Annotated in this window: 21 protein-coding genes; 7 read left to right on the top strand and 14 right to left on the bottom strand. The window is 44.8% G+C overall.

Annotation, left to right across the window (positions count from 1 at the left end):
• Window positions 1-65: 65 nt before the first annotated feature.
• From mdcF to OCV96_RS10800, 5 genes are all read right to left on the bottom strand, one after another.
• Window positions 66-410 carry a broad-spectrum bacteriocin mediterrocin MdcF gene (mdcF, locus tag OCV96_RS10820; protein ID WP_005608346.1) on the bottom strand — a complete coding sequence of 115 codons (345 nt, stop codon included), beginning with the start codon at window positions 408-410 and terminating at the stop codon, window positions 66-68.
• Between the two features lie 63 nt (window positions 411-473).
• A complete protein-coding gene (locus tag OCV96_RS10815; protein ID WP_005608347.1) occupies window positions 474-1,208 on the bottom strand; it encodes a DUF6040 family protein in 735 nt (244 codons plus the stop codon).
• Entirely contained in the window at window positions 1,147-2,868 is a 1,722-nt protein-coding gene (locus OCV96_RS10810) for a MobA/MobL family protein (RefSeq protein WP_262594516.1), read from the bottom strand. The genes OCV96_RS10815 and OCV96_RS10810 overlap by 62 nt, the downstream gene beginning before the upstream one ends.
• A gap of 327 nt (window positions 2,869-3,195) precedes the next feature.
• Window positions 3,196-3,510 carry a hypothetical protein gene (locus tag OCV96_RS10805; RefSeq protein WP_005337289.1) on the bottom strand — a complete coding sequence of 105 codons (315 nt, stop codon included), beginning with the start codon at window positions 3,508-3,510 and terminating at the stop codon, window positions 3,196-3,198.
• Between the two features lie 140 nt (window positions 3,511-3,650).
• Window positions 3,651-3,881, bottom strand: coding sequence for a helix-turn-helix domain-containing protein (locus OCV96_RS10800; RefSeq protein ID WP_004843519.1), 231 nt, complete (start codon window positions 3,879-3,881; stop codon window positions 3,651-3,653).
• Between the two features lie 171 nt (window positions 3,882-4,052).
• On the opposite strand from OCV96_RS10800, the gene OCV96_RS10795 reads away from it, so the two are divergent.
• Window positions 4,053-4,682, top strand: a complete 630-nt coding sequence (locus tag OCV96_RS10795; protein WP_005608353.1) for a helix-turn-helix domain-containing protein — start codon at window positions 4,053-4,055, stop codon at window positions 4,680-4,682.
• 86 nt (window positions 4,683-4,768) lie between these two features.
• Complete coding sequence (locus OCV96_RS10790; RefSeq protein ID WP_005608354.1) at window positions 4,769-6,064, top strand: tyrosine-type recombinase/integrase; 1,296 nt, start codon at window positions 4,769-4,771, stop codon at window positions 6,062-6,064.
• A gap of 357 nt (window positions 6,065-6,421) precedes the next feature.
• Here the strand turns inward: OCV96_RS10790 and OCV96_RS10785 are convergent, their stop codons facing one another.
• Window positions 6,422-7,234 carry a polysaccharide deacetylase family protein gene (locus OCV96_RS10785; protein ID WP_117465137.1) on the bottom strand — a complete coding sequence of 271 codons (813 nt, stop codon included), beginning with the start codon at window positions 7,232-7,234 and terminating at the stop codon, window positions 6,422-6,424.
• 227 nt (window positions 7,235-7,461) lie between these two features.
• Here OCV96_RS10785 and hflK point away from each other — a divergent pair, with 227 nt between their 5' ends.
• Complete coding sequence (hflK, locus tag OCV96_RS10780) at window positions 7,462-8,490, top strand: FtsH protease activity modulator HflK (RefSeq protein ID WP_117465136.1); 1,029 nt, start codon at window positions 7,462-7,464, stop codon at window positions 8,488-8,490.
• 31 nt (window positions 8,491-8,521) lie between these two features.
• Window positions 8,522-9,391, top strand: a complete 870-nt coding sequence (hflC, locus tag OCV96_RS10775) for a protease modulator HflC (protein ID WP_022312342.1) — start codon at window positions 8,522-8,524, stop codon at window positions 9,389-9,391.
• Window positions 9,392-9,435: 44 nt separating this feature from the next.
• Here the strand turns inward: hflC and OCV96_RS10770 are convergent, their stop codons facing one another.
• The 4 genes from OCV96_RS10770 to OCV96_RS10755 form a co-directional block, all read right to left on the bottom strand.
• Window positions 9,436-10,425 carry an aldo/keto reductase gene (locus OCV96_RS10770; protein ID WP_022312343.1) on the bottom strand — a complete coding sequence of 330 codons (990 nt, stop codon included), beginning with the start codon at window positions 10,423-10,425 and terminating at the stop codon, window positions 9,436-9,438.
• Between the two features lie 255 nt (window positions 10,426-10,680).
• Window positions 10,681-12,075: an MATE family efflux transporter gene (locus OCV96_RS10765; protein WP_227063976.1), complete on the bottom strand. Its 1,395-nt coding sequence runs from the start codon at window positions 12,073-12,075 to the stop codon at window positions 10,681-10,683.
• A 269-nt stretch (window positions 12,076-12,344) separates the two neighbouring features.
• Complete coding sequence (locus OCV96_RS10760; RefSeq protein ID WP_118668593.1) at window positions 12,345-14,096, bottom strand: ammonium transporter; 1,752 nt, start codon at window positions 14,094-14,096, stop codon at window positions 12,345-12,347.
• Between the two features lie 382 nt (window positions 14,097-14,478).
• Window positions 14,479-15,402 (bottom strand): GNAT family N-acetyltransferase, encoded by a 924-nt coding sequence (locus OCV96_RS10755; RefSeq protein WP_262594512.1) that lies wholly within the window; start codon window positions 15,400-15,402, stop codon window positions 14,479-14,481.
• Window positions 15,403-15,697: 295 nt separating this feature from the next.
• On the opposite strand from OCV96_RS10755, the gene OCV96_RS10750 reads away from it, so the two are divergent.
• Complete coding sequence (locus OCV96_RS10750) at window positions 15,698-16,225, top strand: peptidylprolyl isomerase (protein ID WP_262594510.1); 528 nt, start codon at window positions 15,698-15,700, stop codon at window positions 16,223-16,225.
• Between the two features lie 83 nt (window positions 16,226-16,308).
• Here OCV96_RS10750 and OCV96_RS10745 read toward each other — a convergent pair whose 3' ends face one another.
• The 4 genes from OCV96_RS10745 to OCV96_RS10730 all read right to left on the bottom strand — a co-directional run bounded on the left by OCV96_RS10745 (window position 16,309) and on the right by OCV96_RS10730 (window position 20,943).
• On the bottom strand, window positions 16,309-17,628 hold the full coding sequence (locus OCV96_RS10745; RefSeq protein WP_317239299.1) for a glycoside hydrolase family 28 protein: 1,320 nt from the start codon (window positions 17,626-17,628) through the stop codon (window positions 16,309-16,311).
• A gap of 15 nt (window positions 17,629-17,643) precedes the next feature.
• Window positions 17,644-18,489 carry a carbohydrate ABC transporter permease gene (locus OCV96_RS10740; protein WP_117465130.1) on the bottom strand — a complete coding sequence of 282 codons (846 nt, stop codon included), beginning with the start codon at window positions 18,487-18,489 and terminating at the stop codon, window positions 17,644-17,646.
• A gap of 40 nt (window positions 18,490-18,529) precedes the next feature.
• The gene (locus OCV96_RS10735; protein WP_022313101.1) at window positions 18,530-19,438 is read right to left on the bottom strand and encodes a carbohydrate ABC transporter permease; all 909 of its coding nucleotides are present in this window, start codon (window positions 19,436-19,438) and stop codon (window positions 18,530-18,532) included.
• A 137-nt stretch (window positions 19,439-19,575) separates the two neighbouring features.
• Window positions 19,576-20,943: an ABC transporter substrate-binding protein gene (locus OCV96_RS10730; protein WP_117465128.1), complete on the bottom strand. Its 1,368-nt coding sequence runs from the start codon at window positions 20,941-20,943 to the stop codon at window positions 19,576-19,578.
• 198 nt (window positions 20,944-21,141) lie between these two features.
• Between OCV96_RS10730 and OCV96_RS10725 the strand changes: the two genes are divergently transcribed.
• Together OCV96_RS10725 and OCV96_RS10720 are read left to right on the top strand one after the other, a co-directional pair.
• A complete protein-coding gene (locus OCV96_RS10725; protein WP_118539902.1) occupies window positions 21,142-22,911 on the top strand; it encodes a sensor histidine kinase in 1,770 nt (589 codons plus the stop codon).
• Window positions 22,886-23,899: a response regulator transcription factor gene (locus OCV96_RS10720; RefSeq protein WP_022313105.1), complete on the top strand. Its 1,014-nt coding sequence runs from the start codon at window positions 22,886-22,888 to the stop codon at window positions 23,897-23,899. The genes OCV96_RS10725 and OCV96_RS10720 overlap by 26 nt, the downstream gene beginning before the upstream one ends.
• The last annotated feature ends 197 nt before the right edge of the window (window positions 23,900-24,096 follow it).

Here is a 24,096-nt window from a genome sequence, read left to right as displayed (position 1 = left end):
ATATACACTCCACAAAAAAGAGTGGTTGGAATTCCAACCACTCAGCCATTATCCCGAACCTTTGTTTAGTAGCTATTACCGTAGGTAATACTATTTCCTTTATGAGCAACCTCAATTTTAGACCAATTACCTTTACCAACATTTGAACCCGAAAAAGAACCATTTCCATTCTTGACATATGCGTAATGATCTTTAGTTGAATGATATGCGTGTGCATAATCTTCATTAATAGCAAGAGTATTATAACCATAAGTCAAAACACCTTTTCCGCCATCAGATGTAGTGCTCAATTCCCACTTTTTATCAAATGTCTTATTCCCGTTTGTAACAGAAAATGCCATTACTGGAATTGATGAAGAAATTAACATTGCACTAATAGCTACCCCTACAATCACTTTCTTTGCTCTCATAAGTTTTACCTTCTTTGATCTGCTGTATTTCTATTTATATTTTATCAAATATTTTGTATCTAGTCAATCAGTATCTTGACTTATATAGCGTCGAATTGTAAGATATATTCCTTGTAAAATTAACCAAAAGAACAACAGATTTATTGATAATGCTTTTTTAATTACTTCTCCAAAATAAATGATGACAGCCGCACTTGTCAGTATCATCAGTAGGGTAATAACATCCCAACAGTTTTTCTTATATAATTCTATAACCTTTATTTCTATCAGTATTGCCAGTATCCCTGTCCCTGCCACACATATTCCAACAACCAATATCATCAATAACCAATATATGATTCCGGCTATAATCTCATTTGGAATTTTTGTGCTGATTTGTGCCACAGATTGCCCGGCATCAATCGTCCAACCGATAAAAGTTTGTATGAATGATGCTGCATCATGGAAGAATGATTTGCAATCGGAAAGGAACACATCTGACTGTACTGCCTGAAAAAGAGTGGTTGTCAGCGAATACCATGCAAGAAGGAACAAGGTTGTTTGGAACATTACCGTTTTTGCTTTATATTGTCCTGCAAGTTGCTCTTTTTGTGTTTCGTATCTTGCTTTTGCATTCTGATAGGCTGTCCGGTCACAGGCTTCGCATTTTTTATAGAGTACCGGCTTTTCTACCGGTATCTCTACGATTTTCTGATGTGTCCGGGCATAATCCCGTTGTTGTGTTAAGCATCGTATTTTATCTTGACATTCCTCTATCGTGACGTTTGCGCTTCGCAGCTTCTCTTTCTCGCTCCGCAATGCTCTGTCTGCCAGCTTCAAGTCGTTCTTTAATGCTTGAATATTCCCGGCTCTGTTCTCTTTGTTTAATTTCTCGTTCAAGGTCAGAGATTCGTTGAGCTGCGTCTTCAGTTCCACGATAAGCTGGTCTTTCTGTTCCAACTCTTCTTGTATCTCCTCGGTCAAGAGCAGAAGTTCTTCCAACTGTTCGGCGTTCTTTAATTCTCTGGATTCGTTCATCTATATCACGTCCTTTCTCTACCTGCTGTTCCAGTTCAGCAATTCGGTGTTCTGTTTCAGTAATAAACTGTTTTCGCTGTTCAGCTTCTGTGCCAATATCTGCCATTGCTGATTTTCGTTTTCCAAAAGTTCTATCTTCGTTTTCTGTTCTTCCATCTTGGAAAGTAGTTCCTCGGTATTTGGCAAAATGTTGAGCAGCTCGGATAACTCGCTGTTTAATTTTTGCAATTTCTGATTCTGTTCCTGCATAAGAGAGAGTTGGGTGTCCCGGTTCTGCATTTCCAGAAGCATTTCTGCCATTAAGGTCTGCTGTTCTTCGATTTGCCCAATCATGGACTCCATTAAGGGTATAATTTCCCGGCTTTCTTCTAATGTCATTTAATCGCTCCTTCCATAATGATAATGCACCTGATACTTTCCCAAAGGTGTCCAGTATCTTTTGCAATAACGTGTTTTGTTGTTTTATGATTTGATTTTCCGCTACTTTCCACGAACCTTTTATTTCCTGCCCGGCAAGAAACTTTTGTTCAATCTTTCTTGCGTCAGCACCTTCATGGATGGTAGGAATCTGGAGTTTTCCCTGCTTTTCGTAAGAACGGTGATCGACCTGATTATGCAAAGAAAGATGTTCATTACACACCTTTGCCCACTCACTCCGCCATAGTTCACAATTTTTTGGATTGTTCCATCCAGTAGCATCGGTCAGCACCCGTTTCCATTGCAGGCGGTTTCTTGCACCAATCTTCTGAATTCCGTTTTCGTCTAATACAGGGATACGGATTCCATGACGGTCAGGGTTTTTCTTATCCTGCCACCAGTTCGGATGGGATTCATCAATCACGATATTTCCGTTTTTATCTCTGACAAAATCCCAATCCTTGACTTCTTTCTTTCCCCAAGAATGATCCGGGTTAAAAGGACGCATAGTCAGAAGCAGATGGACATGGGGGTTGCCATCCCCTTTATCGTGGATACTCCAATCAGCGCACATTCCTCTATCTACAAAAGTTTTTTGGATATAGTCAGTTGTATATTGAATTTGTTCCTGTCTGTTCCATTCTTTGGGAAGGGCAAATTCAAATGACCTGCCAAATTGGGCATCCGCACTTTTTTCAATCTTCAATACCTCATTCCATAACCTCTGTTTCTGAAATGTGATTTTAAATTTTTCTAAAGCAGCTTCTTTATCTGCTGACTTTTTGTATCGGACAGATTTCTGAAAGCGTTTTATATTTTCCTCTGGTACTATCTGCCATTCAGGAGGTGCGTTTTCGCACATCATCAGACTGGTGTAGACCACTTCTTTTTTAGAAGTGTAATAACTGATTCGCCCGGTTTCCTTATTTTTCATCACATCCCCATTGAGATATGCGGAAGCGGAGATAACAGATTTCCCTTTACTACGTCCGACTATTTTGACTGTGTAATGAAAAATCGCCATGTCTGGATGCCTCCTTTCTGCACATCCGGCATAGATTTCCGGCAACATTGCTTTCGGTTTTAGGAAAAGCAGCATTGCCGGAACGCCCTCTGCGTAAGAGTGCCCTGCGCATAGCAGCCTGCATGGAATGCGCCCCTCTGGCGAAGAGTGCCTCCTGCGGCATGAGCAGGTCTGGCTGAAAGCCCCGCCGACGGAACGAGCCCGGCAAGCGTGAGCGCAGACCGGTTGCCACTTGTGGCAAACTTATTGGGACGACCTCTGGTTGTCCATAAGTGCGCCCTTCATAAAAAAGCAATGAAGGGAATGAAAACCTCATCCCCTCCGCCATTACACTTCCTCCATATCGGTATTTGTTTCTTTCTGCATTGCCTTTGAGAAAAATTTCCCGTTGGCTTCCTGCTTTTTCAGAAAACCAATCAGCTTTGGGATGTCTTCTTCCTCAATAGGCGAACCAAGAACGGATTCCACCGCACCGCCAACCTGACAGAGCCTATGGGTTCGTTTTTTACTTTCTTCGGCTTTCTTTCGCTTCAGAAGTTCTTTCTTCTGTGCTGCATATCGTTTTGCTTTTTCAAGGCTTTCCTGTTCCTTCTTTTCCATTTCAAGCATTCGTTCTTCATAACTTTTTGTTGATTTTGCCATGATTACATTCCCCTTTCTTTTACAAACATAAGTTCTCGGTTGCGTATCAGAAGAAGCACATGGTATAATCTTCTTGCGTGTAGGTATATCATGGCTTCGGTCTGATAGAACCTTTGGCGGTTTCTTTGGAAGCCGCCTTTTTAATTTGCCGCAGTTCTTGTTACGGCTTTTACATTTCCTCTATCCCTCAAATCACGACCTTCATTCGCTTCCATAAACATTTCCAGAATATCGGTTTTAATCAGGACTTTGCGACCAACCTTTAATACTGGAAGTTTCTTCCATTCTACAAGCTGTCTTAAGGTGTTTCTGCCGATTCCCGTATAGTCAGCAGCTTCTTCGATGGATAATGCAATTTTTCTTTGCGTCATATAATCACCTCCTTATAAATTGCATTATGCAATTCTTGTGATGTAAGTATATCCTTTTCATATCTTTTTGTCAAGCGTTGCGAAATATTAAAAATAATTTTTAAGTTGCATATTGCAATTACAGAAAAACAATGCTATAATTCATACATACCGAAAAAGGAGGCAGTCAGCATGAAAGATAAAGAACTACGCAAGCTGATAGGCAGCAGAGTAAAACAGCGCCGTCTGGAATTGAATCTGACACAGCCTTATGTCGCAGAAAAGATGGGTGTTACCGCTTCTACAATCCTGCGTTATGAGAATGGTTCGATTGACAATACGAAAAAAATGGTGCTGGAAGGTCTTTCGGAAGCACTCCATGTATCTGTGGAATGGCTCAAAGGGGAAACAGATGAATATGAAACCGACATTACGGATAAGAGAGAGTTACAGATTCGTGATGCGATGGGAGATATTCTGGAACAGTTACCGCTTGCCCTTACCAAAGAAGAAGATGCTTTTTCAAAAGATTTATTACTGCTGATGTTAAAACAATATGGTCTGTTTTTGGATTCCTTCCAGTTCGCCTGCAAAAACTTCAAGGGGAATGCTGGTCAGACGGATATTGCCAAAACAATAGGGTTTGAATCGAATGATGAATATAATGAGATTATGTTCTTAAGGGAAATCACTCACACCATCAATGCTTTTAATGAGATGGCAGACGTTGTAAGGCTCTATTCCAAGAAACCAAAAACAGCAGAACAAAGGCTTGCAAATCTTTTATCAGAAGTCTTATACGAAGATTCCGAATCGGTATAGTAAGACAACCGGAGTTATGATATACTTACACGCACGAAGCATTTCATCAGTTCCGATTGTCTAATATCGAAAGGAGACATACGATTATGGCAAAAGGATCTGTAAGAAAAAAAGGAAAGAAATGGTACTACCGCTTCTATGTAGAGGACGCAAGCGGCAATCTTGTTCAGAAAGAATGCGTTGGAACAGAAAGCAAAAGTGAAACTGAAAAGCTGCTCCGTCAGGCAATGGATGATTATGAGAAAAAGAAATTTGTTGCCAAAGCGGAAAATCTCACAGTCGGACAGCTTTTGGATGTGTGGGCAGAGGAGGAATTAAAAACAGGTACGCTCAGCAATGGTACGGTGGAGAATTACCTCGGAACAATCCGAAATATCAAGAAACACCCATTGGCAGAACGGAAACTGAAAAATGTAACCTCTGAACATTTGCAATCCTTCTTCGATTTGCTTTCCTTCGGGGGAGTTCATCCCGACGGAAAAGAGAGAAAGGGTTACAGCAAAGATTATATCCATTCTTTTTCCGCAGTCATGCAGCAGTCCTTCCGTTTTGCAGTATTTCCAAAGCAGTATATTACGTTCAATCCCATGCAGTATATTAAACTGCGGTATCAGACGGATGAAGTGGATTTGTTTTCCGATGAGGATATGGACGGAAATGTCCAACCAATTTCACGAGAAGATTATGAAAGATTGCTTGCTTATCTGCAAAAAAAGAACCCAGCCGCAATACTTCCAATCCAGATAGCCTATTATGCCGGGCTTCGTATTGGAGAAGCCTGCGGTTTGGCATGGCAGGACGTAAATCTGGAAGAACAATGCCTTACCATAAGACGCAGCATCCGATATGATGGCTCAAAGCGCAAATATATCATCGGACCAACCAAGCGGAAAAAAGTAAGGGTTGTTGATTTTGGAGATACACTGGTAGAGATTTTCCGTAATGCCCGGAAAGAGCAGTTAAAAAATCGAATGCAGTACGGAGAACTTTATCACACGAACTACTACAAAGAGGTCAAAGAGAAAAACAGAGTGTACTACGAATATTATTGTTTAGACAGAACAGAGGAAGTCCCGACAGATTATAAAGAAATTTCTTTCGTCTGTTTAAGACCGGATGGTTGTTTGGAACTTCCAACTACTTTGGGGACTGTTTGCAGAAAGGTGGCAAAAACATTAGAGGGATTTGAAGGCTTTCATTTCCACCAGTTACGTCACACCTATACAAGCAACCTTTTAGCAAATGGAGCTGCCCCAAAAGATGTGCAGGAATTGTTGGGACACTCAGATGTCAGTACCACAATGAACGTCTATGCTCACTCCACAAGAGATGCGAAACGAAAATCAGTTCGGCTTCTTGATAAAGTGGTGGGCAATGACTAAAAAATTTCCCTTATTTCCCTTGTGATTATCTCATAAGGGCAAAAATAAGGGAAACTACATATCATTTCACTAATGGACAGGCGGGAAAGCCTGTAAAATGGGGAAAGTTAGAGGAATAATTATATAAATTCAAGTTTGTCAATTACAGGTGACATTGAAAGAGACAGCCCATTCAAGGTGCTGGCTCTTTCAAAAATTCCATTCTAATAAATTGCACGACAACTTATCAAAAAATAAGCTCACCATCCGGTCTTTACTATCCTATCTTTCTTACTGTCTGTCCGCAAGTTTTATGGTTTTCATCAGTGTATTCTCCAGCACACCTGCCGGACAGTCATCGCTATCCGGCTTAACTTTTTACAGCAATGTATTCAGATCCACCAGGGTTCCGCCCTCGATCTCCACGCACTTGTCACTGTTTAACTGCAGCCATACGCTGCAGGCATTGGGGTTATATACCTTTTCGTAATCCGCAGAGAACTGTAAACGTTTCGCTGCATCCATATAATCAATGATCTCGATGTTGGTGGCGTACCAGATGTCGTCTCTGCCGCCCATGTATTTACAGAAGTTCTCGATCACATCCCAGTTGTCATTATTATCGAACTCGTAGCTGTGCCCCCAGACATACATCAGCTTCAGGTACTGGCTCTTCTTGAAATCGGCGAAAAATTCCGCGTACTCCATCAGCTTCGGATCATTATGATGGCAGGTAGCATGCCACTCCAACGGATCCTTTGGCAGTGCAAAATCCGGAACCGTCTCTACCACTCTGGCATAAGCCACGCCCAACTGACGGTACAGCTGTTTGATCTCTTCACTGTAAGAACCGTTGGGATATGCATGTCCTCTGATGATCCGGCCGGTCCATTTCTCCAGACCTTTCCGGTCTTCCAACAGTTCCTCTGCGACTTCCACCAGTGGGCATCTCTCAATGGTGGGATGGGTCATGGTATGAGTTGCGATCTCATGACCGTCGTATAATCCTTCCATTTCCTCGAAGGTCATACGGGGCCGCTCTCCGACCTGTCCGTAATTCAGGTTGAAGGTTGCCTTGATCCCGTATTTATTAAAAATACCGATCAGCCGCTTATCCTGTAACTTACCATCATCATAACTCATGGTCAGAGCTTTGGCTTTTCCGCCGGGAAAACAAGTATATACTTTCATCTTTTCCATCCTTTTCTACTGTAATTTCTGTTGTGGTTTTAAAATATGATAATTTTCATCCCACATGTTTTCATCATATTACGACTGGAACAATTTTGCAACTGATAAGAATCCGGCATTAACCCTCTTTATCGTGCAGAATTTTCCATTGCCTTCCTTTCATTCATCCTTTAATATAGTAAAATATACAACCAATAAACGAATTACAATGAGAAGGGAGCATATTTATGAAAAAATTCAACTCCTTCCGTAATCGCCAGAACGGCTTTGAAGATTTAGGTTCCGGCACCGCGGAAGCAGCAAAAACGAAAAAAAGCTGGTGGAAAGTCCCCGGCATCATTCTTGTGATTCTGGTAATCGCTATTTTTGCTTTTAATTCCACTTACCAGATCCGTGAACAGGAGCAGGCGGTTCTGATCACTTTAGGCCAGGCCAAAGCGGTAACGGATCCCGGACTTCATTTTAAGATACCATTCATCCAGCAGGTTCGTAAAGTAAATACCACCATTCAGGGATTTTCCCTGGGATATGATGTAGATTCCAATTCTTCGGAAACCGATGATTCTCTCATGATCACTTCCGACTATAATTTTGTCAACGTCGATTTCTTCGTAGAGTATCGTTTCAGTGACCCGGTAAAAGCTGTCTATGCATCCAAGGATCCCGTACTGATCCTGCGTAACATCAGCCAGAGCTGTATCCGTACCGTGATCGGCAGTTATCCGGTGGACGATGTCCTGACTACCGGAAAAAATGAGATTCAGGCCGCTATTAAAGAAATGATTCTGGAGCGTCTGAGCGAACAGGATATCGGTATCCAACTGGTAAATATCACAATCCAGGATTCCGAGCCGCCTACCTCCGAAGTCATGGAAGCTTTCAAGGCCGTGGAAACCGCCAAGCAGGGAAAAGAAACTGCCCTGAACAATGCCAATAAGTACCGCAATGAACAGCTTCCTCTGGCGCAGGCACAGGCCGACGGTATCATCAAAGACGCTGAGGCGCAAAAGGCCGAGCGCATCAATGAGGCTACTGCACAGGTTGCGCGTTTTAACGCTATGTACGAGGAATATATCAAGAACCCGACCGTCACCAAACAGCGTATGTTCTACGAGACCATGGAAGAAGTACTGCCTGACCTTAAGGTTGTCATCGAAAGCCCCAACGGCAATACACAGACCTTCTATCCTTTGGAATCCTTCACAGGTACCGCTTCCGCTTCTTCGGAGAGCAGCACCTCTGAAGCTGCACAATAACCATTGTCTACAGAAAGGCAGTTTTATAAATATGAAAAAAGTGAAAAATATATCTCTGATTCTATTAGTACTGGCATTGTTGATCATCGGATCCTCCAGCATTGTCGTTACCAACGAAAACGAATACAGTCTGATCCGACAGTTCGGTAAAGTAGACCATGTAGTGAGTTCTGCAGGTGTTACCTTTAAGATTCCTTTTGTACAGAGCGTCGATAAGCTTCCGAAGGAGATCCTGCTCTATGATCTGTCTTCCTCCGATGTCATCACCAGTGACAAGAAGACCATGATCTGTGACAGTTACATTTTATGGCAGATCAATGATCCTCTGAAATTTGCCCAGACCCTGAACTCCTCCATCTCCAACGCAGAGAGCCGTCTGGACACCATCGTATATAACTCTACGAAAAATATCATAAGCAGTACGACCCAGAACGACGTCATCTCCGGGCGTGACGGAGAGCTGGCTGCAGCCATTATGAAAAACATTGGGAACACCACTGAGCAATACGGTATTGAATTGCTCTCCTTCGAAACCAAACAGCTGGATCTGCCCAGTGACAACAAAGCCGCTGTGTACGAGCGTATGATCTCCGAACGTGAAAACATCTCCGCAACCTATACCGCAGAGGGAAGCTCTGAGGCACAGAAAATCCGCAATACCACAGATAAGGAAGTCAATGTTCTCCTGTCGGAGGCCAATAAAAATGCGGAGATTCTTATTGCCGAGGGCGAAGCGGAATACATGAGAATTCTGTCAGAAGCTTATTCCGATGAATCCAAACAGGATTTCTATTCCTTCGTCAGAAGCCTGGATGCACTGAAGGCTTCCATGACCGGCGATAATAAGACGGTGATCCTGTCTCCGGATTCCCCGATCGCACAGATTTTCTACGGAAGATAACATAAAGGCCGGTGTCTGCAATATTCTTGCAGGCACCGGCTTTTTTATGCCAGAATCTCCTCAATTCTGCGTCTCTCTTCTTCACTGAATGCGGTTGCATGTACAATACCGATATTATCCAAGATCTGTGAGGGCTTAGATGCTCCGATCAGAACACTGGTAATATCCCCATCCCTTAAGATCCACGAAAGTGCCATCTGTGCCAGGGTCTGTCCTCTCTGGGCTGCCAGATCGTTCAGTGCACGTACCTTCTTCAATGTCTCTTCCACGATCGCCGCTTCTTTCAGGAACCTGCCGTCGGTACGGACACGGCTGTCCTCGGGAATACCGTGGAGATAACGGTCGGTCAGAAGTCCCTGTGCCAGAGGGCTGAAGGTAATGATACCGATGCCGTGAGCTGCCGCGTAATCTTTCAGACCATCCTTCTCAATATCTCTTACAAACATGGAATATTTTCTCTGGTTGATAATAAACGGTGTGCCCAATTCCTTGAACAGTTCTGCCGCTGCAATGGTCTGTTCTTTATTGTAATTGGAAATTCCCACATACAATGCCTTACCGGATCTGACAATGCCATCCAGTGCACGAACGGTCTCCTCCAACGGTGTATTTGGATCCGGTCTGTGATGGTAGAAGATATCCACATAATCCAGTCCCATGCGCTTCAGGCTCTGATCCAGGCTGGCTACCAGATACTTTTTGCTGCCCCAGTTGCCATAAGGGCCGGGCCACATATCATAACCGGCCTTCGTGGAAATGATCAGTTCATCACGATACCTTCCCAGTCCTTTTGCAAGGATCCGTCCAAAATTCTCCTCAGCGCTGCCCGGTACCGGTCCATAATTATTTGCCAGATCAAAATGTGTAATGCCATGGTCAAATGCTGTGTGGCACATGTCCTGCATATTATCAAAATTCCCATTGGAGCCGAAATTGTGCCATAATCCCAGAGAGACTGCCGGAAGCTGCAATCCACTGGCACCACAGCGGTTGTATTTCATTTCTTCATATCTTTTCTCATCTGCCTGATACATTTAAATACCTCCTTTTTCCGAAAGAAAATTATTGACATTATTGTAACTATTCAGACCCCATTCGCAAAACCGCCTCTGCGAGGCTTCCTTTTTGCTCATGAGGTTACTTCGCCATATAAAACTGCTTATCTGCCTGAATGCAAGCATTCGCAGAACACAGTTTTGCATGGCTCTGAATAGTTACACATTATTATAAATTTATTTTCATCCCGTTTCTATGCGAATTTTATAGAATAAAGTGCAATATCTTACGAATTATCTCTTACGTCCCACGATCTTCAGCCGGCTGAAAAACAGGTAATACACAATAAAAGCAATACTGGTCACCGTCCAGGTCAGCGGATAGCTGAATACAATGGTGAGAATGTCATTTTTCAGAGGTACGGCTGTCAGGATCCATACCACGCGCAGTGCGCAGATCCCCAGGCAGCATATGATCATGGGAAGCCAGCTGTCGCCGATACCGCGCAGAGTACCGGACAAAATCTCAATGGCAATATAGGTAAAATATGTAGGTACCAAAAAATGCAGAATCTGTTCTCCGATCACTACCACCTGTGCATCTGTGGTAAACAGTTGATAACAGATCGATGCATAATTATAGAGGATCACGGACAACAGTACGGTTGCCCCGGCTGTAATCCCCATACAGGTACGGACTCCCTTGTGTACACGATCCATTTTCCCCGCACCATAATTCTGCCCCACAAAGGTAGTGATCGATATGCCAAAGGCATTGACGATCATCCAGAACAGGCTGTCAATCTTGCTGTAGGCTGTCCATGCCGCTACCGTATCCGTTCCCAGTTCGTTAACGCTGGACTGGATCAGAATATTGGACGATGTATACATCACCGACTGCAATCCCGCCGGAAGTCCGATCCGGATGATCCTGCGGAACATTCTTCCATCAAAACGGATCTTTCTCAGTTCCAGACGATGCATATCCTTCGTCCGCATCAGCACCCACAATACCAGTACCGCACTGAGTGCCTGCGACAGAATGGTCGCCAGTGCGGCTCCAGCCACACCCCTATGCAGTCCGATGACAAATGCAATATCCAGCACAATATTCGTCAGGCAGCTGACGATCAGGAAATATAGCGGTCTCTTGGAATCCCCCACAGCCCGCAGGATACCTGCGCCCATATTGTAGATCAGATTCCCGATAACGCCCAGAAAATAGATTCGGATATAGGTTGTCGACGGTCCCAAAATATCCTCAGGTGTAGACATCGCGCGCAGTGCCCATGGTGCCGCCGTAATACCCACGATCATCATGCCGACTCCCGCCACCAGACTGAACGCAATGGAGGTATGCACGGCATAGCCTACCATCTCGGCACGTTTTGCCCCATAATATTGGGAAATAATGACTGTGGCACCGCTGGACAATCCCACGAAAAATCCCACCAGCAGCTGGATCAGCGTACCGGTGCCCCCACCTACCGCCGACAGAGCTTCTTTTCCGACAAAGCGCCCTACGATCACCGCATCTGCAGCATTATATAATTGTTGAAAAAAGGTCCCGAACAAAATAGGGAAAAAGAACAGGAGCAGCTGCTGCCAGATGACTCCCGTTACGATCTTGTTCTCTTTCTCTATAACATTTTCTGTCTGCTTTTGTGTTTTCTCTGTATTTGCTTCCATATTAATATGCCCTTTGAAAATCTATACTTCTACGATGATAGTATCATTTCCACAAAACCTTTTCAAGAGGGTAATCTTATCCACATCGGAAGTCAGGAAAAACCCCGGGTGGTGGAAGCACCCGGGGATCCTGTCTGCACCCGGATGAGTCGCAGCATCCGGGCACAGCCCTGTATATACCAAATTGAGGGATTAGATAAAAGCTAAGTTAGGGGCAAGCCACTCCCGTGCAGGCACGTCGTGTCTTAGGGATTATAACCCTGGCATTATTACTCCACGTCTTGCAGAGCTGCGAAGTCTTCTTCGCCGGTACGAACCTTTACTACTTTGTCAACGTTGTATACGAAGATCTTGCCATCGCCGATATGTCCGGTGTACAGAGCCTTCTTGGCAGCATCGATGACTGCGCTTACGGGAATCTTGCTGACAATAACTTCTACCTTCACCTTAGGCAGCAGGGTCGCATCCATTTCAACACCACGATACATCTCGCCGGCACCCTTCTGTACGCCACAGCCCATGACCTGTGTCATGGTCATACCGGTTACACCCAGATCGTTCAGAGCCTTCTTCAGTACCTCGAACCGGGCAAGCTTTGCAATAACCACTACTTTGTAGATTCCGGTTGCAGGAATTGCTGCCGGAGCTGTCTCTACCTTTACTGCCGCTTCCTTCATGGCTGCGGAAGCTGTGTCATAATCACTTACGCCAAGGCTGGTATTTTCATTTACCTCCATGGTCATAGTGTTGGAAATATCCATAATGCTGAAGCCTGCATATGCGGAAGGAAGACCATGCTCACAGGAGTCCAGACCAACAATCTCTTCTTCCTCAGATACACGTAAGCCTACGGTAGCCTTGATGATCAGGAAAGCAATGGTAATAGTTACTGCAGTCCATGCCGCCACACTTACAAAACCTAACAGTTGCAAACCAAGCTGCCTGAAGCCACCGCCATAGAACAGGCCTACCACACTGTCATTGCCGGGTGCGGAAGTGGTTGCAAATAAACCGGTTGCGATAGTACCCCAGATACCATTCATGCAATGTACTGCAACAGCACCTACAGGGTCGTCAATATGAAGCTTATAATCCAGAAGCCATACACCAAATACTACCAGAAGTCCTGCTACTGCACCGATCACGATAGCACCGAAGCAATCCGTCACATCACAAGGAGCGGTAATCGCTACCAGACCTGCCAGAGATGCATTCAAACACATGGATACATCAGGTTTGCCATATTTGATCCAGGTAAATACCATACATACTACAGTTGCGATTGCGGGAGCTACGGTAGTGGTAAGGAATACAGAACCTAACTGCTCTACAGAAGTACAAGCAGCACCATTGAATCCGTACCAGCCAAGCCACAGGATAAATACACCAAGGCATCCAATCGGAAGGTTATGTCCGGGAAATGCATTTACTTTTACGATCTTACCACTCTTATCCTTATCAAACTTACCGATACGGGGTCCTAACAGTTTTGCTCCGATCAGTGCGGAAATACCACCTACCATGTGAATTGCACAGGAACCTGCGAAATCATGGAAGCCAAGCTGTGAAAGCCAGCCGCCGCCCCAGATCCAGTGAGCTTCAATGGGATAGATCAATGCGGAGATCACACCGGAATAAATACAATAGGATAAGAACTTGGTTCTCTCTGCCATAGCGCCGGATACGATGGTAGCTGTGGTAGCACAGAACACCAGATTAAATACAAAATTGGAATAATCAAAATTCTCATAGGCAGTAAAGATGTCCAGTCCCGGCTTGCCGATCAGACCTACTACATCTTCACCAAGTAACAATCCAAAGCCAATCAAAATAAATACTACAGTACCGATACAGAAATCCATCAGATTCTTCATCAGAATATTACCGGCATTTTTGGCTCTGGTAAATCCGGTCTCCACCATTGCGAATCCTGCCTGCATCCAGAACACCAGGGCCGCACCGATCAGAAACCAGACTGCAAATAATTGACCGTCTACTGCACTTAAGATTTCTTCTGTCATAACATTTTCCTCCTCACTCTTCGTGAAATATCTTCCACCATACTTCACCGGTGTAAAAAAATATGCGATACTATGGTCTCATCCTTCGAAGCCCCATTGCATCGCATCCTTAGGGTATAGCAGTTAAACTGTTTTCCACATACCCATACGCTATTTTTGTCCGGCCACGCGCGTTGTGATACTGTCGGACAATACCCGGGATATACATCCCGGTATGATTAGCGGTCGTCAAGTGACCATTCGTGCCAGCACGATGTTTACTTTCCTCGTCGCCATAACAAAAAGGGCGCTACAGTTTTATTCTGTAGCGCCTTTGCTATGTTGAGAGTATAGCACCGTGGTTTTAGAGTGTCAACATGTTTTTTATATTTTCTTTATATTTTTACAGTTCCATAAGAAGTCGCTCATAGCAAGTTCCTTCCCAGGTGACTTGATCCAGTTGGGAAAATCCCAGTCTTTCCGCAAGGTGCAGGGATATTTCGTTCTCTGGCATCACTAACATCTGCACTCGCTCAAATCCCAATTCTTCTTTCCCGTATTTTAATAATGCCTTGCATACTTCCGTGGCATACCCCTGCCGCTGCCACGGGACACCGATGACGAAGCCCAGCTCCGGATCCTCGTAACCCTCGCGGTTGGAGAATCCCGCTCTGCCGATCACCTGTCCGGTCATCCGGTCACAGATCGTCCAGACGCCGTAATTATAAAAATAATACATATTTTCCGTATAATCCTTCAGATAGGCCTCTTCTTTCGCCCGCTCCGGATAGAGTCCTTCTGTGTACTTCGTCACAGAAGGATCCGCATAAATCTCATAAAGGGCATCCAGATCCTCCGCACCGGTCTCCCGGATGAGACACCTCTCCGTGGTCAGAATCTCCCAGGGAATGCCCACGTATCTGCGATAGACCTTCTCCAGATAATCAAAATCCAGTTCACTGATATTTTCACAGGCATAACGGACACCGCTAAAATCCTGATCCCCGTTGTCCTCATGGAGCCAGACAAGCACCGGGCAGCCCTGCTCCAAGAGTTCCTGTGCACGTATACCGTTATCTACGATCCAGAGTTTTCCCTGCCCGCTTTCATACCCGGACATCATGCTATCCCGGACGCTTTTCTCTTCGAAGCACTCTTTTCCCGACCCGTTTCTTTGTTGGGAAAATTCTCTTTCCTGTCTCTGTCTGCGAATCGCATCCAGCAGGGCGTGCATCTGCGCACCATATTTTTTACTGTAGCTTTTTCGTTCCTCGTCCGATGCACCTTCCGGATATATTTCTATTGACACCTGCTTCAAAAAATCCATCTGCAGCAATTCTCCTCTTTACGTTTCCCCGGGAATCCATTACAATAATATTTATATTTTATGATGCCAGGGTCAAAAGGTCTAAGCCCACATGAGCTTGCTCATAGGTGGGTGAAAGACCTTAGGACCCGCTCCGATATGAGCATAAAAGTGGGATGATAATCCCACGATATGCGAATATTGGGTATAATTGTGAGAGTGCGTAGCACGAAGCAATTCGTAGGCATCAAAGTCGGGGGCTTTTGACCCCGACATCATTTTATTCTATTTCTGTCAAGAAAGAAAGGAAATTATTATGGCAAAGAATCCTATTGTTACTATTACCATGAAGGATGGCGGTGTGATCAAATGCGAGCTTTATCCCGAAGTTGCACCTGAATCCGTTAACAATTTTATCAGCCTGATCAGCAAGCATTTCTATGATGGTCTGATCTTCCACCGTGTCATCCGCGGTTTCATGATCCAGGGCGGATGTCCCGATGGCACCGGTATGGGCGGCCCCGGCTACAGCATCAAGGGTGAATTCGCTGCTAACGGCGTGACCAATGATCTGAAACATACCGAAGGCGTTCTGTCTATGGCAAGAGCTATGCATCCCGATTCCGCAGGCAGCCAGTTCTTCATCATGCACAAGACAAGTCCTCATCTGGATGGCTCTTATGCCGCTTTCGGTAAAGTCATTGAGGGTATGGATGTGGTAAATAAGATTGCTGAGACCCCTACCGATTACAGCGATCGTCCCCTGGAGGACCAGGTAATGGAAAGTGTTACCGTAGATACCTTCGGCGAGACCTATCCCGAACCCAACAAGCTGGATCGATAAGATTTCAAGAAATAACCTCCGGAAGTCAGATGTTCTCTGATCTCCGGAGGTCTTTTTATGTCCATAGCTTTCATATCTATGGATCAGTATTCCACATTTTCACAGTTTTCAATAAAAATAGGATCTTGCACTTCGCCCTTCATGTCCTCAGTAATCTCATAGGAGAAATTCCGGAAATGGATATTTTCCGCATTGCGGGCATACAGCACTCTGAGAGAATCCTCCAGGATCACATTCCCCTCATTGGGACGCAGATCATGGCAATTCTTCGGCCAGTCCGTCTTCTTCTCCAGTTGGACATGAATACCGTCAAATGTGATATCCCGGATATTTTTCGAATCGTCACCATAGATCAGGATGCCATTCTCTCCGACACAGTTGATATTCTGGAAACGGACATTCCGGATATATCCCACATTCGTCTCCGTATTTCTCTTCACCGCAGTGATGGTAATGGGTTCTGCCTCGCCCCACCAATGTACCTTGGAGAACAGGCGGGTATCAATATTCAGATTGGAGAATGTGACATTTTCTATACAGCCTTTATCACGTAACTGCAGGGAAATAGCACGGTTGGTGCGCTGGATACTACAGTTGGTCACGGAAATATTCCGGAAAGGTGCTTCACTCTCCGTGCCGAACTTGATAGCGGCACTGGTGGAGATCATGGTACAGTTATCCACTACAATATTTTCGCAGGGACCATATTCCATGGCAGCCGCCGTATTCTTAAATACAATACAGTCATCTGCGCATTCAATATGACAGTTGGAGATTCTCACATTACTGCAGTGATCCGGATCAATGCCATCGCAGTTAGCCAGACGCAGATTATTAATAATACGGATTCCCTCAATCAATACTTCCTTACATCCCACCAGATGAGTGGTCCAGAATGCACTGCCGGTCAGGGTTACCTGCTGGATGGTCAGATGCCTTACATTTTCCAGGAACAGCAAAGGTACTCTTGGATAAAAATATCCGTCAATATGCCATTTGGTCACTTTTCCATAGAATATCTTCTCGTTGCCGTCAATCTTACCAAATCCGGTGATGGCCACATTTTCGGCATCCTTGCTGTATACAAAATTCAGCGTCGGTTTTCCATTGTAATCACAGGCATTGTAGGTCGGAGTATCTACCTTACTGATCTGCGGCGTTCCCACTTTCAACATATCGAAATCTTCCAGATGGTCACTGGCTTTCAGGACAGCCCCCATCTCCAGATGAAATTCTACATTTGATTTCAGAAAAATAGTTCCGCTCCGGAAGACATGTCCTCCCTGTAACAGGACCTTACCGCCGCCAGCCTGGCTGCAGGCATCAATCGCCTTCTGGATGGCTGCAGCGTCATTCGTCACGCCATCACCTTTTGCACCGTATTCCAATACATCGTATATCATCTCTCTGCTCCTCTCTTAGCCCTTCAGGCCGGAAGTTGAAATTCCTTCTACCAGATATCTCTGCAGGCAGAAGAAGATCAATACTGCAGGCAGAATAGACAAGGTTGCCATAGCGAACATAGCACCGTAGTCGGAAGAAGAACTGGGGTCACAGAACATTTTCAGTGCCAGGCTGACAGGATATTTCTCTGTCTTGTTGACATACAATAATGCTCCAAGGAAATCATCCCATCTCCACATAAAGGAGAAGATACATCCGGTGATCATGGTAGGAACCATCAGCGGGAAGATGATCTTGGTGAAAATGGTATAATAGGAGCAGCCGTCAATCTTTGCTGCCTCATCCAGCTCTCTGGGAATGCCTTCAATAAAGTTTGTCATCATATAAACGAAGAAACCCTGAATAGCAAAGCAATAAGGCACGATCAGCGGCAGATTGGTTCCAACCCAGTTCAGCTTCTGATACCAGAGATACTGAGGGATCATCAGTACCTGTGCCGGCAGCATCATAGATGCCAGCATTGCTGCGAAGAGAAGCTTTCTGCCGGGGAATTTGCATCTGGCAAATCCATAGGCTACCACAGAGGAAGAAAGTACGGTTCCAATGGTGGCGGTAATGGAGATAAACAGGGAGTTCTTAAAGAAGGTGCCGAATCCTACTTTGGCAAAACCCTTCCAGCCGTTCACATAGTTCTGTAATGTGAACTTCTCCGGGATCAGACTGGTGGCCGTAGTGAAGATGGTGTTCGTATCCTTAAAGGAGCTCATTACCATCCATACCAGAGGGTAAATCATTACCAGTCCGAAAGCACATACTAAAACATGATATATAATATTACTGATTGTCTTTTTTCTTTTCATAATAACACCCACTTACGCATTGCGGCGTACCTTTCCGATTCTATAAACCGCCATCGTATACCCACAGTTTTTTGGTTGCAAACAGGATCCATGTAATAAATGCGATCAATGCCAACATGATCCATGCCAGTGCTGCGCCGTAGCCGGTACTTCCGAAGAGGAAGGACTGCTGGTACATGTATACCGTGTAAAACAGAGTAGAGTTCATGGGTTTACCCTGTGTGATGATCAGGCACTGTGTGAATGCCAGGAAGCCGTTGATCATCTGCATTACCAGGTTAAAATGGATCGTGGGGGTCAGAAGCTTCAGTGTGATCTTCCAGAACTGCTGCCATCCGTTGGCACCATCCACTCTTGCCGCTTCATAAAGGCTGACAGGAATCTGTTTCAATGCAGACAGGAAGATCAGCATGGAAGAACCGAACTGCCATACTGCCAGAATGATCAGAGTCCAGATTGCGGTTCTGGTATCTCCCAGCCAGGCTACCGGCTCTTTCATTCCGAACACCATCAAAAGTTTATTTACAAGTCCGTCTACCGCAAACAGTCTCTTCCAGAGGATTGCTACTGCTACAGATCCGCCGATAATGGAAGGCAGATAATACAGTGCACGGTAAACGCCTGTCATTTTCGTACTCTTAAATAAAAGCAGCGCAACGATCAATGCGAAGATCAGTCGTAACGGAACCGAAATGATGGCAAATTTGAAAGTTACCACCAGCGACTGATAAAACGTTGCATCGGAAAACATTCTCTTAAAGTTCGCCCAGCCGGTAAATGTAGGGGGCTGTAAAATGTTGTAATCGCAGAAGGAATAGTACAGCGATATACACATGGGAATAATCATAAACGCCAGAAATCCAACGATAAATGGCATAGTACATACGATACCTGCAGCCTTTTCCGTATTCAGCTTCTGACGGATAGTCATGTGCTTTGTTGTCTTCATAACGTTACCTCCGTTGCTGCAGCATTCATAGAAGCAGCCTTTTTTCAGAATGGGTACTGCGGATGCTTCCACAGTACCCATTTTGTCATTCTAAAAAATGTTGTAAGATTGTTATTACTTATGTAAGTTCAGACAGCTTATCTGGACATGATCTGGTTGCCCATCTTGAACAGATCTTCTGCTGCCTCCTGTGCGGTCATCTGACCATAGAGGATCTTATCAACCAGCTGGTTGTAGTAATCATATACTTCATTTGCTCCATCAGGGATCGCAGGGCTGATAGCGGAGCAGTTGGGAGTTACTACGTCATTTACATACTTGGTAACCACCTGTGCAGTCTCATCCTGCAGAGGAGCGATGGCGGATGCTACTACGGAAGAAGCAGGCACACCTCTCTCACCAAGAAGGATCTTGTTAGCATCTTCAGAGTTCAACAGATAGTTTACAACCTTAACAGCTTCTGCCTCATTCTCGCCGGCATCTCTGGATACTGCAAAGAACTGGCTGGGCTTTAAGAAGTTAGACTTCTGAGGGTTCTCGGAAGGCCATGTGGTGATGCCGATCTCCATGCCTTCGGGAGCGGCCGCTACCATAGCAGACAGCTGGTTGGACCAGAAGAATCCGCACCAGGACTGGGTTGCTTCGGAGGAGAAGTATACCAGAGGACTCTGCTCTACAGAGTTGGAAGTCAGTTCAGCGTGAACATCTGCGCCGATGATCCATCCGTCCTTGACACCATCTTCATAAATCTGGAAGCCCGGTACCAGACTTGCTGCATCTGTTACATTGAGGGAATCCTCATTGAACAGCTTCACCACATCATGAGAACGCATTGCATAGGGCAGATAGTTGTCACCTGCACTGTAAGGAAGATCAGTCTTAACACCGGACTTCTCATAAACCTCACGTGCCACTGCCTCGAACTCATCAATTGTCATGTTATCTTTTACAGTGATTCCAAGGCTGTCAAGCAAGGTCTTGTTGTAGAACAGGGAAGGTGCATTCATTCCTGCACAGACTGCATATAACTTACCGTCAATGGAACCCGCATCCAGAATACCCTGAGATACATTAGATACATCCAGCGTACCATCTTCTACATAAGGTGTCAGGTCTACCAGCAGATCTGCTGCTACATACTGTGCCAGATAGGAATAGTCCATCTGCAGGCACTCGGGAAGGGAATTACCTGCTGCCAGGGTGGACAGCTTGGTCCAGTAATCATTCCACTCTGCAGGCTGTGTATCAAAGGTTACACCGGGATTCTGCTCAGAATACAGATCCAGGGCTGCCTGTGTACGTTCATTTCTGGTCTGGTTGCCCCACCAGGTGAATGTCATGGATACATTTCCGGCCGCTGCACTTCCGCTGTTGTCAGCAGTCGTGGTTGCGGTATTACCGCTGTCGGTGGAAGCGGTAGCTGCGGGTTCATTGGAAGAACCACATGCAGTCAGTCCGACGATCATGGCGGATGCCATTAACAGGGATAAAACTCTCTTTTTCATTAATATAACCCTCCTTTTGGTATCGAAAGGTAAATCCGCTATGGATTTACTTCTTTTTGATGTTCTAATTATAACAGTTCTTATTTTTTCCAGGAATATACTTTTCCGTCTATTTGCACCAAAAAACCGATATCATTGTTGAAAACATGTGCATGTTGTGTATATAATCAATAAAGAACTGATGGAGGCTTGTATATCATGTCATTTTTTAATAAGAATATCTCGAGAAAAATAGCAAATCAGAAGTTAGAAACCAAGTTACTGCTCTCTACCATAGGGATTGACCTTCTCTTTCTGTTCTTTTTCCTGGTAGCTGCCTTTTCCATTATTACATCGCGTTATCATAAGCTGCTGTATCAGTCCATGCAGTCTTCCTCGTCGTTAGTCTCCTATGAATTTACTAACCGGCTGGAGGATCTGGTGACCATGACCAATATCGTCCGTTCAGATTCTACAGTCCAATCAACACTGGATGAAATCTACCAGCCCCAGGAAGACTATGCTGTACATTATTACTCTGATATTTATTCTGCTTTACAGAAACACTACCTGGAATACCGCCAGCCCTACCTGAAAATGGCGGCAATTTCCTGCCCCAGATTCATCACTTATACCAATGAAAATATTGCCTGTCGGCCGGATGCGGATCTGACTAAAGAACTGATAGCTCTGGCAGAGGCCGGGGAAGGCTCCCCGGTATGGGTAACTTCCCATGCGGAAGACCACGGTATATTTCTTGTCCGGGAGATCAAAAAGATCAAGAACTTACGACTGGATAATCTCGGAACATTGATCATCAATGTAAATCTGGGAGATCTGGTAACGGAAATGTCCAAGATCAGCAATGAATATAAAGGTTCCTACTGGATCATCTATGAGAAAGACCAGCTGCTGTTCTCTTCTCCGGAATTGGATACAGAGGAAGTACAGAAAATCAATGATAAAATCAAAAGTTATGCTGTTGTCACCCTGAATGGCAGAAAATATTTTGCCATCCGCGGCACCATGGACATCAATGAATGGAATTATCTGCATCTGATCTCTTATGACGAAGTGGCAAAATCCCAGCAGATGACTGCATTTCTATATGTATTGATCCTGTTCTGCGGTTTCCTGTGCTCCATTTTGATCGTCCACCTGATCGTACGTAAGATCACCAGACATTTTGATCTGCTGCTCTACCGTATGCAGCGGTTCGGTGAAGACTCCACCGTACTGGCAGAGATTCCTTATGATTATAATGATCGTACCGATGAGATTGGTATTCTGCACAGGCAATTTACACATATGGCAGAGCGGATCCAGACACTGGTTGTTGAAAATTACCGTCAACAGCTGCTGGCTAAAGATGCGCAGTTAAAAAGTCTGGAATCCCAGATGAATCCGCATTTTCTGTATAACACGCTGGATGCCATCAACTGGCGGGCCAAGGCCATCGGAGAGCCGGAAATATCACAGATTGCAGACTCCCTGGGTCATTTCCTGCGGATGACGCTGAACAAAAAAGAACGCTTTACGTTGAAGCAGGAACTTGATATTATACATTATTATATGACTATACAGCAGCTTCGTTTTGACAACCGTCTGAATTTTACGGAAAGCATTCCGGATGCTTGTCTGGATGCACAGGTTCCCAAGCTTTCCATTCAGCCGTTGTTGGAAAATGCCGTACACTATGCACTGGAGCAGATCACGGATGAATGTATCATCAATCTCACCTGTGTGTATTCCCAGGGGCTGATACAGATTTATGTGAAAAACAGCGGATCTGAATTCCCCGATGATTTATTGGAGAATCTCCGGACACATAAGATTCAGGAACAGGGTCTGGGCATTGCGTTGTTAAATATTGAAGAACGCATCCAGCTGATGTTCGGCCAGCAATACGGGCTGCACTTCTATAACGAAAATGATTTTGCTGTAGTAAAAATGGAGATACCTTATGTTAAAGATGATTATCGTGGATGATGAGAAGATCATACGTGAAACGATCCATTCCCTGATCGACTGGAATTCTCTGGGAATTGATGTGGCTGCTGTCTGCAAAGACGGTATTGAAGCCTTTGACTGTATTCTGGATGAATACCCGGATATTGTCATGACAGATATCAAGATGCCCGGTTTATCCGGGCTGGATCTGATTGAAAAGGTCCGTGCTGCCCAGTTGAACACAGAGTTTATCATCCTCTCAGGATATGGTGAATTTGAATTTGCACGGACCGCCATGCGCTATGGTGTGAAACACTATCTGTTAAAGCCTTCCAATGAAACAGAGATCACGCAGGTCATCGTATCCTGTGTGGAAACCTGTAAAAGCAAGACTGCTTCCCGGGTAGATTCCCTGCTGACACAGCTGTTCCTCACGGAAATGCCACCGGAAAAACTTTTGCAGAGAAGATTTTTCACAGAATTATCCGGGGAACAGGATGTGGATCTGGCCAAGACCCAGATGATCCGTCTGGTAATGGAGGCCTCCAAGAAGGAATATTACCCGCTCAGCAAACTGCAGACCACAGACAGTCTCATGGCAGTCAACGTCTGTGTCACCATGAATGACCTGATTCCATCTGCGGAGCAGATCATGACCTCGATCTTCTCTGTGGAACCGCAGCACAAATACACAGACTGTGTGGAAAAGGTCATAAAGTACATCGGAGAGCATCTGAGTGACAGCAACCTTTCACTGAAATGGATCTCGGAAAATTATCTTTTTATGAATCCGGATTATGTCAGCAAAATGTTCGTCAAACAGACTGGCAGCAAATTTTCCGCCTATGTAACAGAGCTCCGCATTCAGGAGGCGAAAAAACTTTTACTGGAGCACTCAGAAGAATCTCCCTATGCGGTAGCGGAAATGGTCGGTTTCGGCAATAATCCCCAGTATTTCAGCCAGATCTTTAAGAAATATACGAGGCTGTCACCGAAGGATTATGTGAAGTCAATGCTGGAACCGTAAGACCGCAGCTATTGCAGCTATTCAGAACCCCATTCGCAAAATAGGCCGTTGTTCATATTTTGTTTACAAATCCTTCAAGGAATCTTCAATTCCATAACACGTTTTGGACATTTCTGTTTCATATACTATAACCATAGAAACAAACAAACAAAACAAAAACTTAAGCACACAACAGTTTCTTGTTTAAAAAACTTTTT

It is taken from the genome of Waltera acetigignens (assembly GCF_025567015.1).
Taxonomy (GTDB): Bacteria; Bacillota; Clostridia; order Lachnospirales; family Lachnospiraceae; genus Acetatifactor; species Acetatifactor acetigignens.
Note: the sequence above shows the minus strand (reverse complement) of the source record. Positions and strands in the feature narration are given on the sequence as shown.

Bases quoted from the DNA above. Each gene is read 5' to 3' on its own strand.
- mdcF (WP_005608346.1), bottom strand. From the start codon at position 410: ATGAGAGCAAAGAAAGTGATTGTAGGGGTAGCTATTAGTGCAATGTTA.
- OCV96_RS10810 (WP_262594516.1), bottom strand. From the start codon at position 2,868: ATGGCGATTTTTCATTACACAGTCAAAATAGTCGGACGTAGTAAAGGG.
- OCV96_RS10805 (WP_005337289.1), bottom strand. From the start codon at position 3,510: ATGGCAAAATCAACAAAAAGTTATGAAGAACGAATGCTTGAAATGGAA.
- OCV96_RS10800 (WP_004843519.1), bottom strand. From the start codon at position 3,881: ATGACGCAAAGAAAAATTGCATTATCCATCGAAGAAGCTGCTGACTAT.
- OCV96_RS10795 (WP_005608353.1), top strand. From the start codon at position 4,053: ATGAAAGATAAAGAACTACGCAAGCTGATAGGCAGCAGAGTAAAACAG.
- OCV96_RS10790 (WP_005608354.1), top strand. From the start codon at position 4,769: ATGGCAAAAGGATCTGTAAGAAAAAAAGGAAAGAAATGGTACTACCGC.
- OCV96_RS10785 (WP_117465137.1), bottom strand. From the start codon at position 7,234: ATGAAAGTATATACTTGTTTTCCCGGCGGAAAAGCCAAAGCTCTGACC.
- hflK (WP_117465136.1), top strand. From the start codon at position 7,462: ATGAAAAAATTCAACTCCTTCCGTAATCGCCAGAACGGCTTTGAAGAT.
- hflC (WP_022312342.1), top strand. From the start codon at position 8,522: ATGAAAAAAGTGAAAAATATATCTCTGATTCTATTAGTACTGGCATTG.
- OCV96_RS10770 (WP_022312343.1), bottom strand. From the start codon at position 10,425: ATGTATCAGGCAGATGAGAAAAGATATGAAGAAATGAAATACAACCGC.
- OCV96_RS10765 (WP_227063976.1), bottom strand. From the start codon at position 12,075: ATGGAAGCAAATACAGAGAAAACACAAAAGCAGACAGAAAATGTTATA.
- OCV96_RS10760 (WP_118668593.1), bottom strand. From the start codon at position 14,096: ATGACAGAAGAAATCTTAAGTGCAGTAGACGGTCAATTATTTGCAGTC.
- OCV96_RS10755 (WP_262594512.1), bottom strand. From the start codon at position 15,402: ATGGATTTTTTGAAGCAGGTGTCAATAGAAATATATCCGGAAGGTGCA.
- OCV96_RS10750 (WP_262594510.1), top strand. From the start codon at position 15,698: ATGGCAAAGAATCCTATTGTTACTATTACCATGAAGGATGGCGGTGTG.
- OCV96_RS10745 (WP_317239299.1), bottom strand. From the start codon at position 17,628: ATGATATACGATGTATTGGAATACGGTGCAAAAGGTGATGGCGTGACG.
- OCV96_RS10740 (WP_117465130.1), bottom strand. From the start codon at position 18,489: ATGAAAAGAAAAAAGACAATCAGTAATATTATATATCATGTTTTAGTA.
- OCV96_RS10735 (WP_022313101.1), bottom strand. From the start codon at position 19,438: ATGAAGACAACAAAGCACATGACTATCCGTCAGAAGCTGAATACGGAA.
- OCV96_RS10730 (WP_117465128.1), bottom strand. From the start codon at position 20,943: ATGAAAAAGAGAGTTTTATCCCTGTTAATGGCATCCGCCATGATCGTC.
- OCV96_RS10725 (WP_118539902.1), top strand. From the start codon at position 21,142: ATGTCATTTTTTAATAAGAATATCTCGAGAAAAATAGCAAATCAGAAG.
- OCV96_RS10720 (WP_022313105.1), top strand. From the start codon at position 22,886: ATGTTAAAGATGATTATCGTGGATGATGAGAAGATCATACGTGAAACG.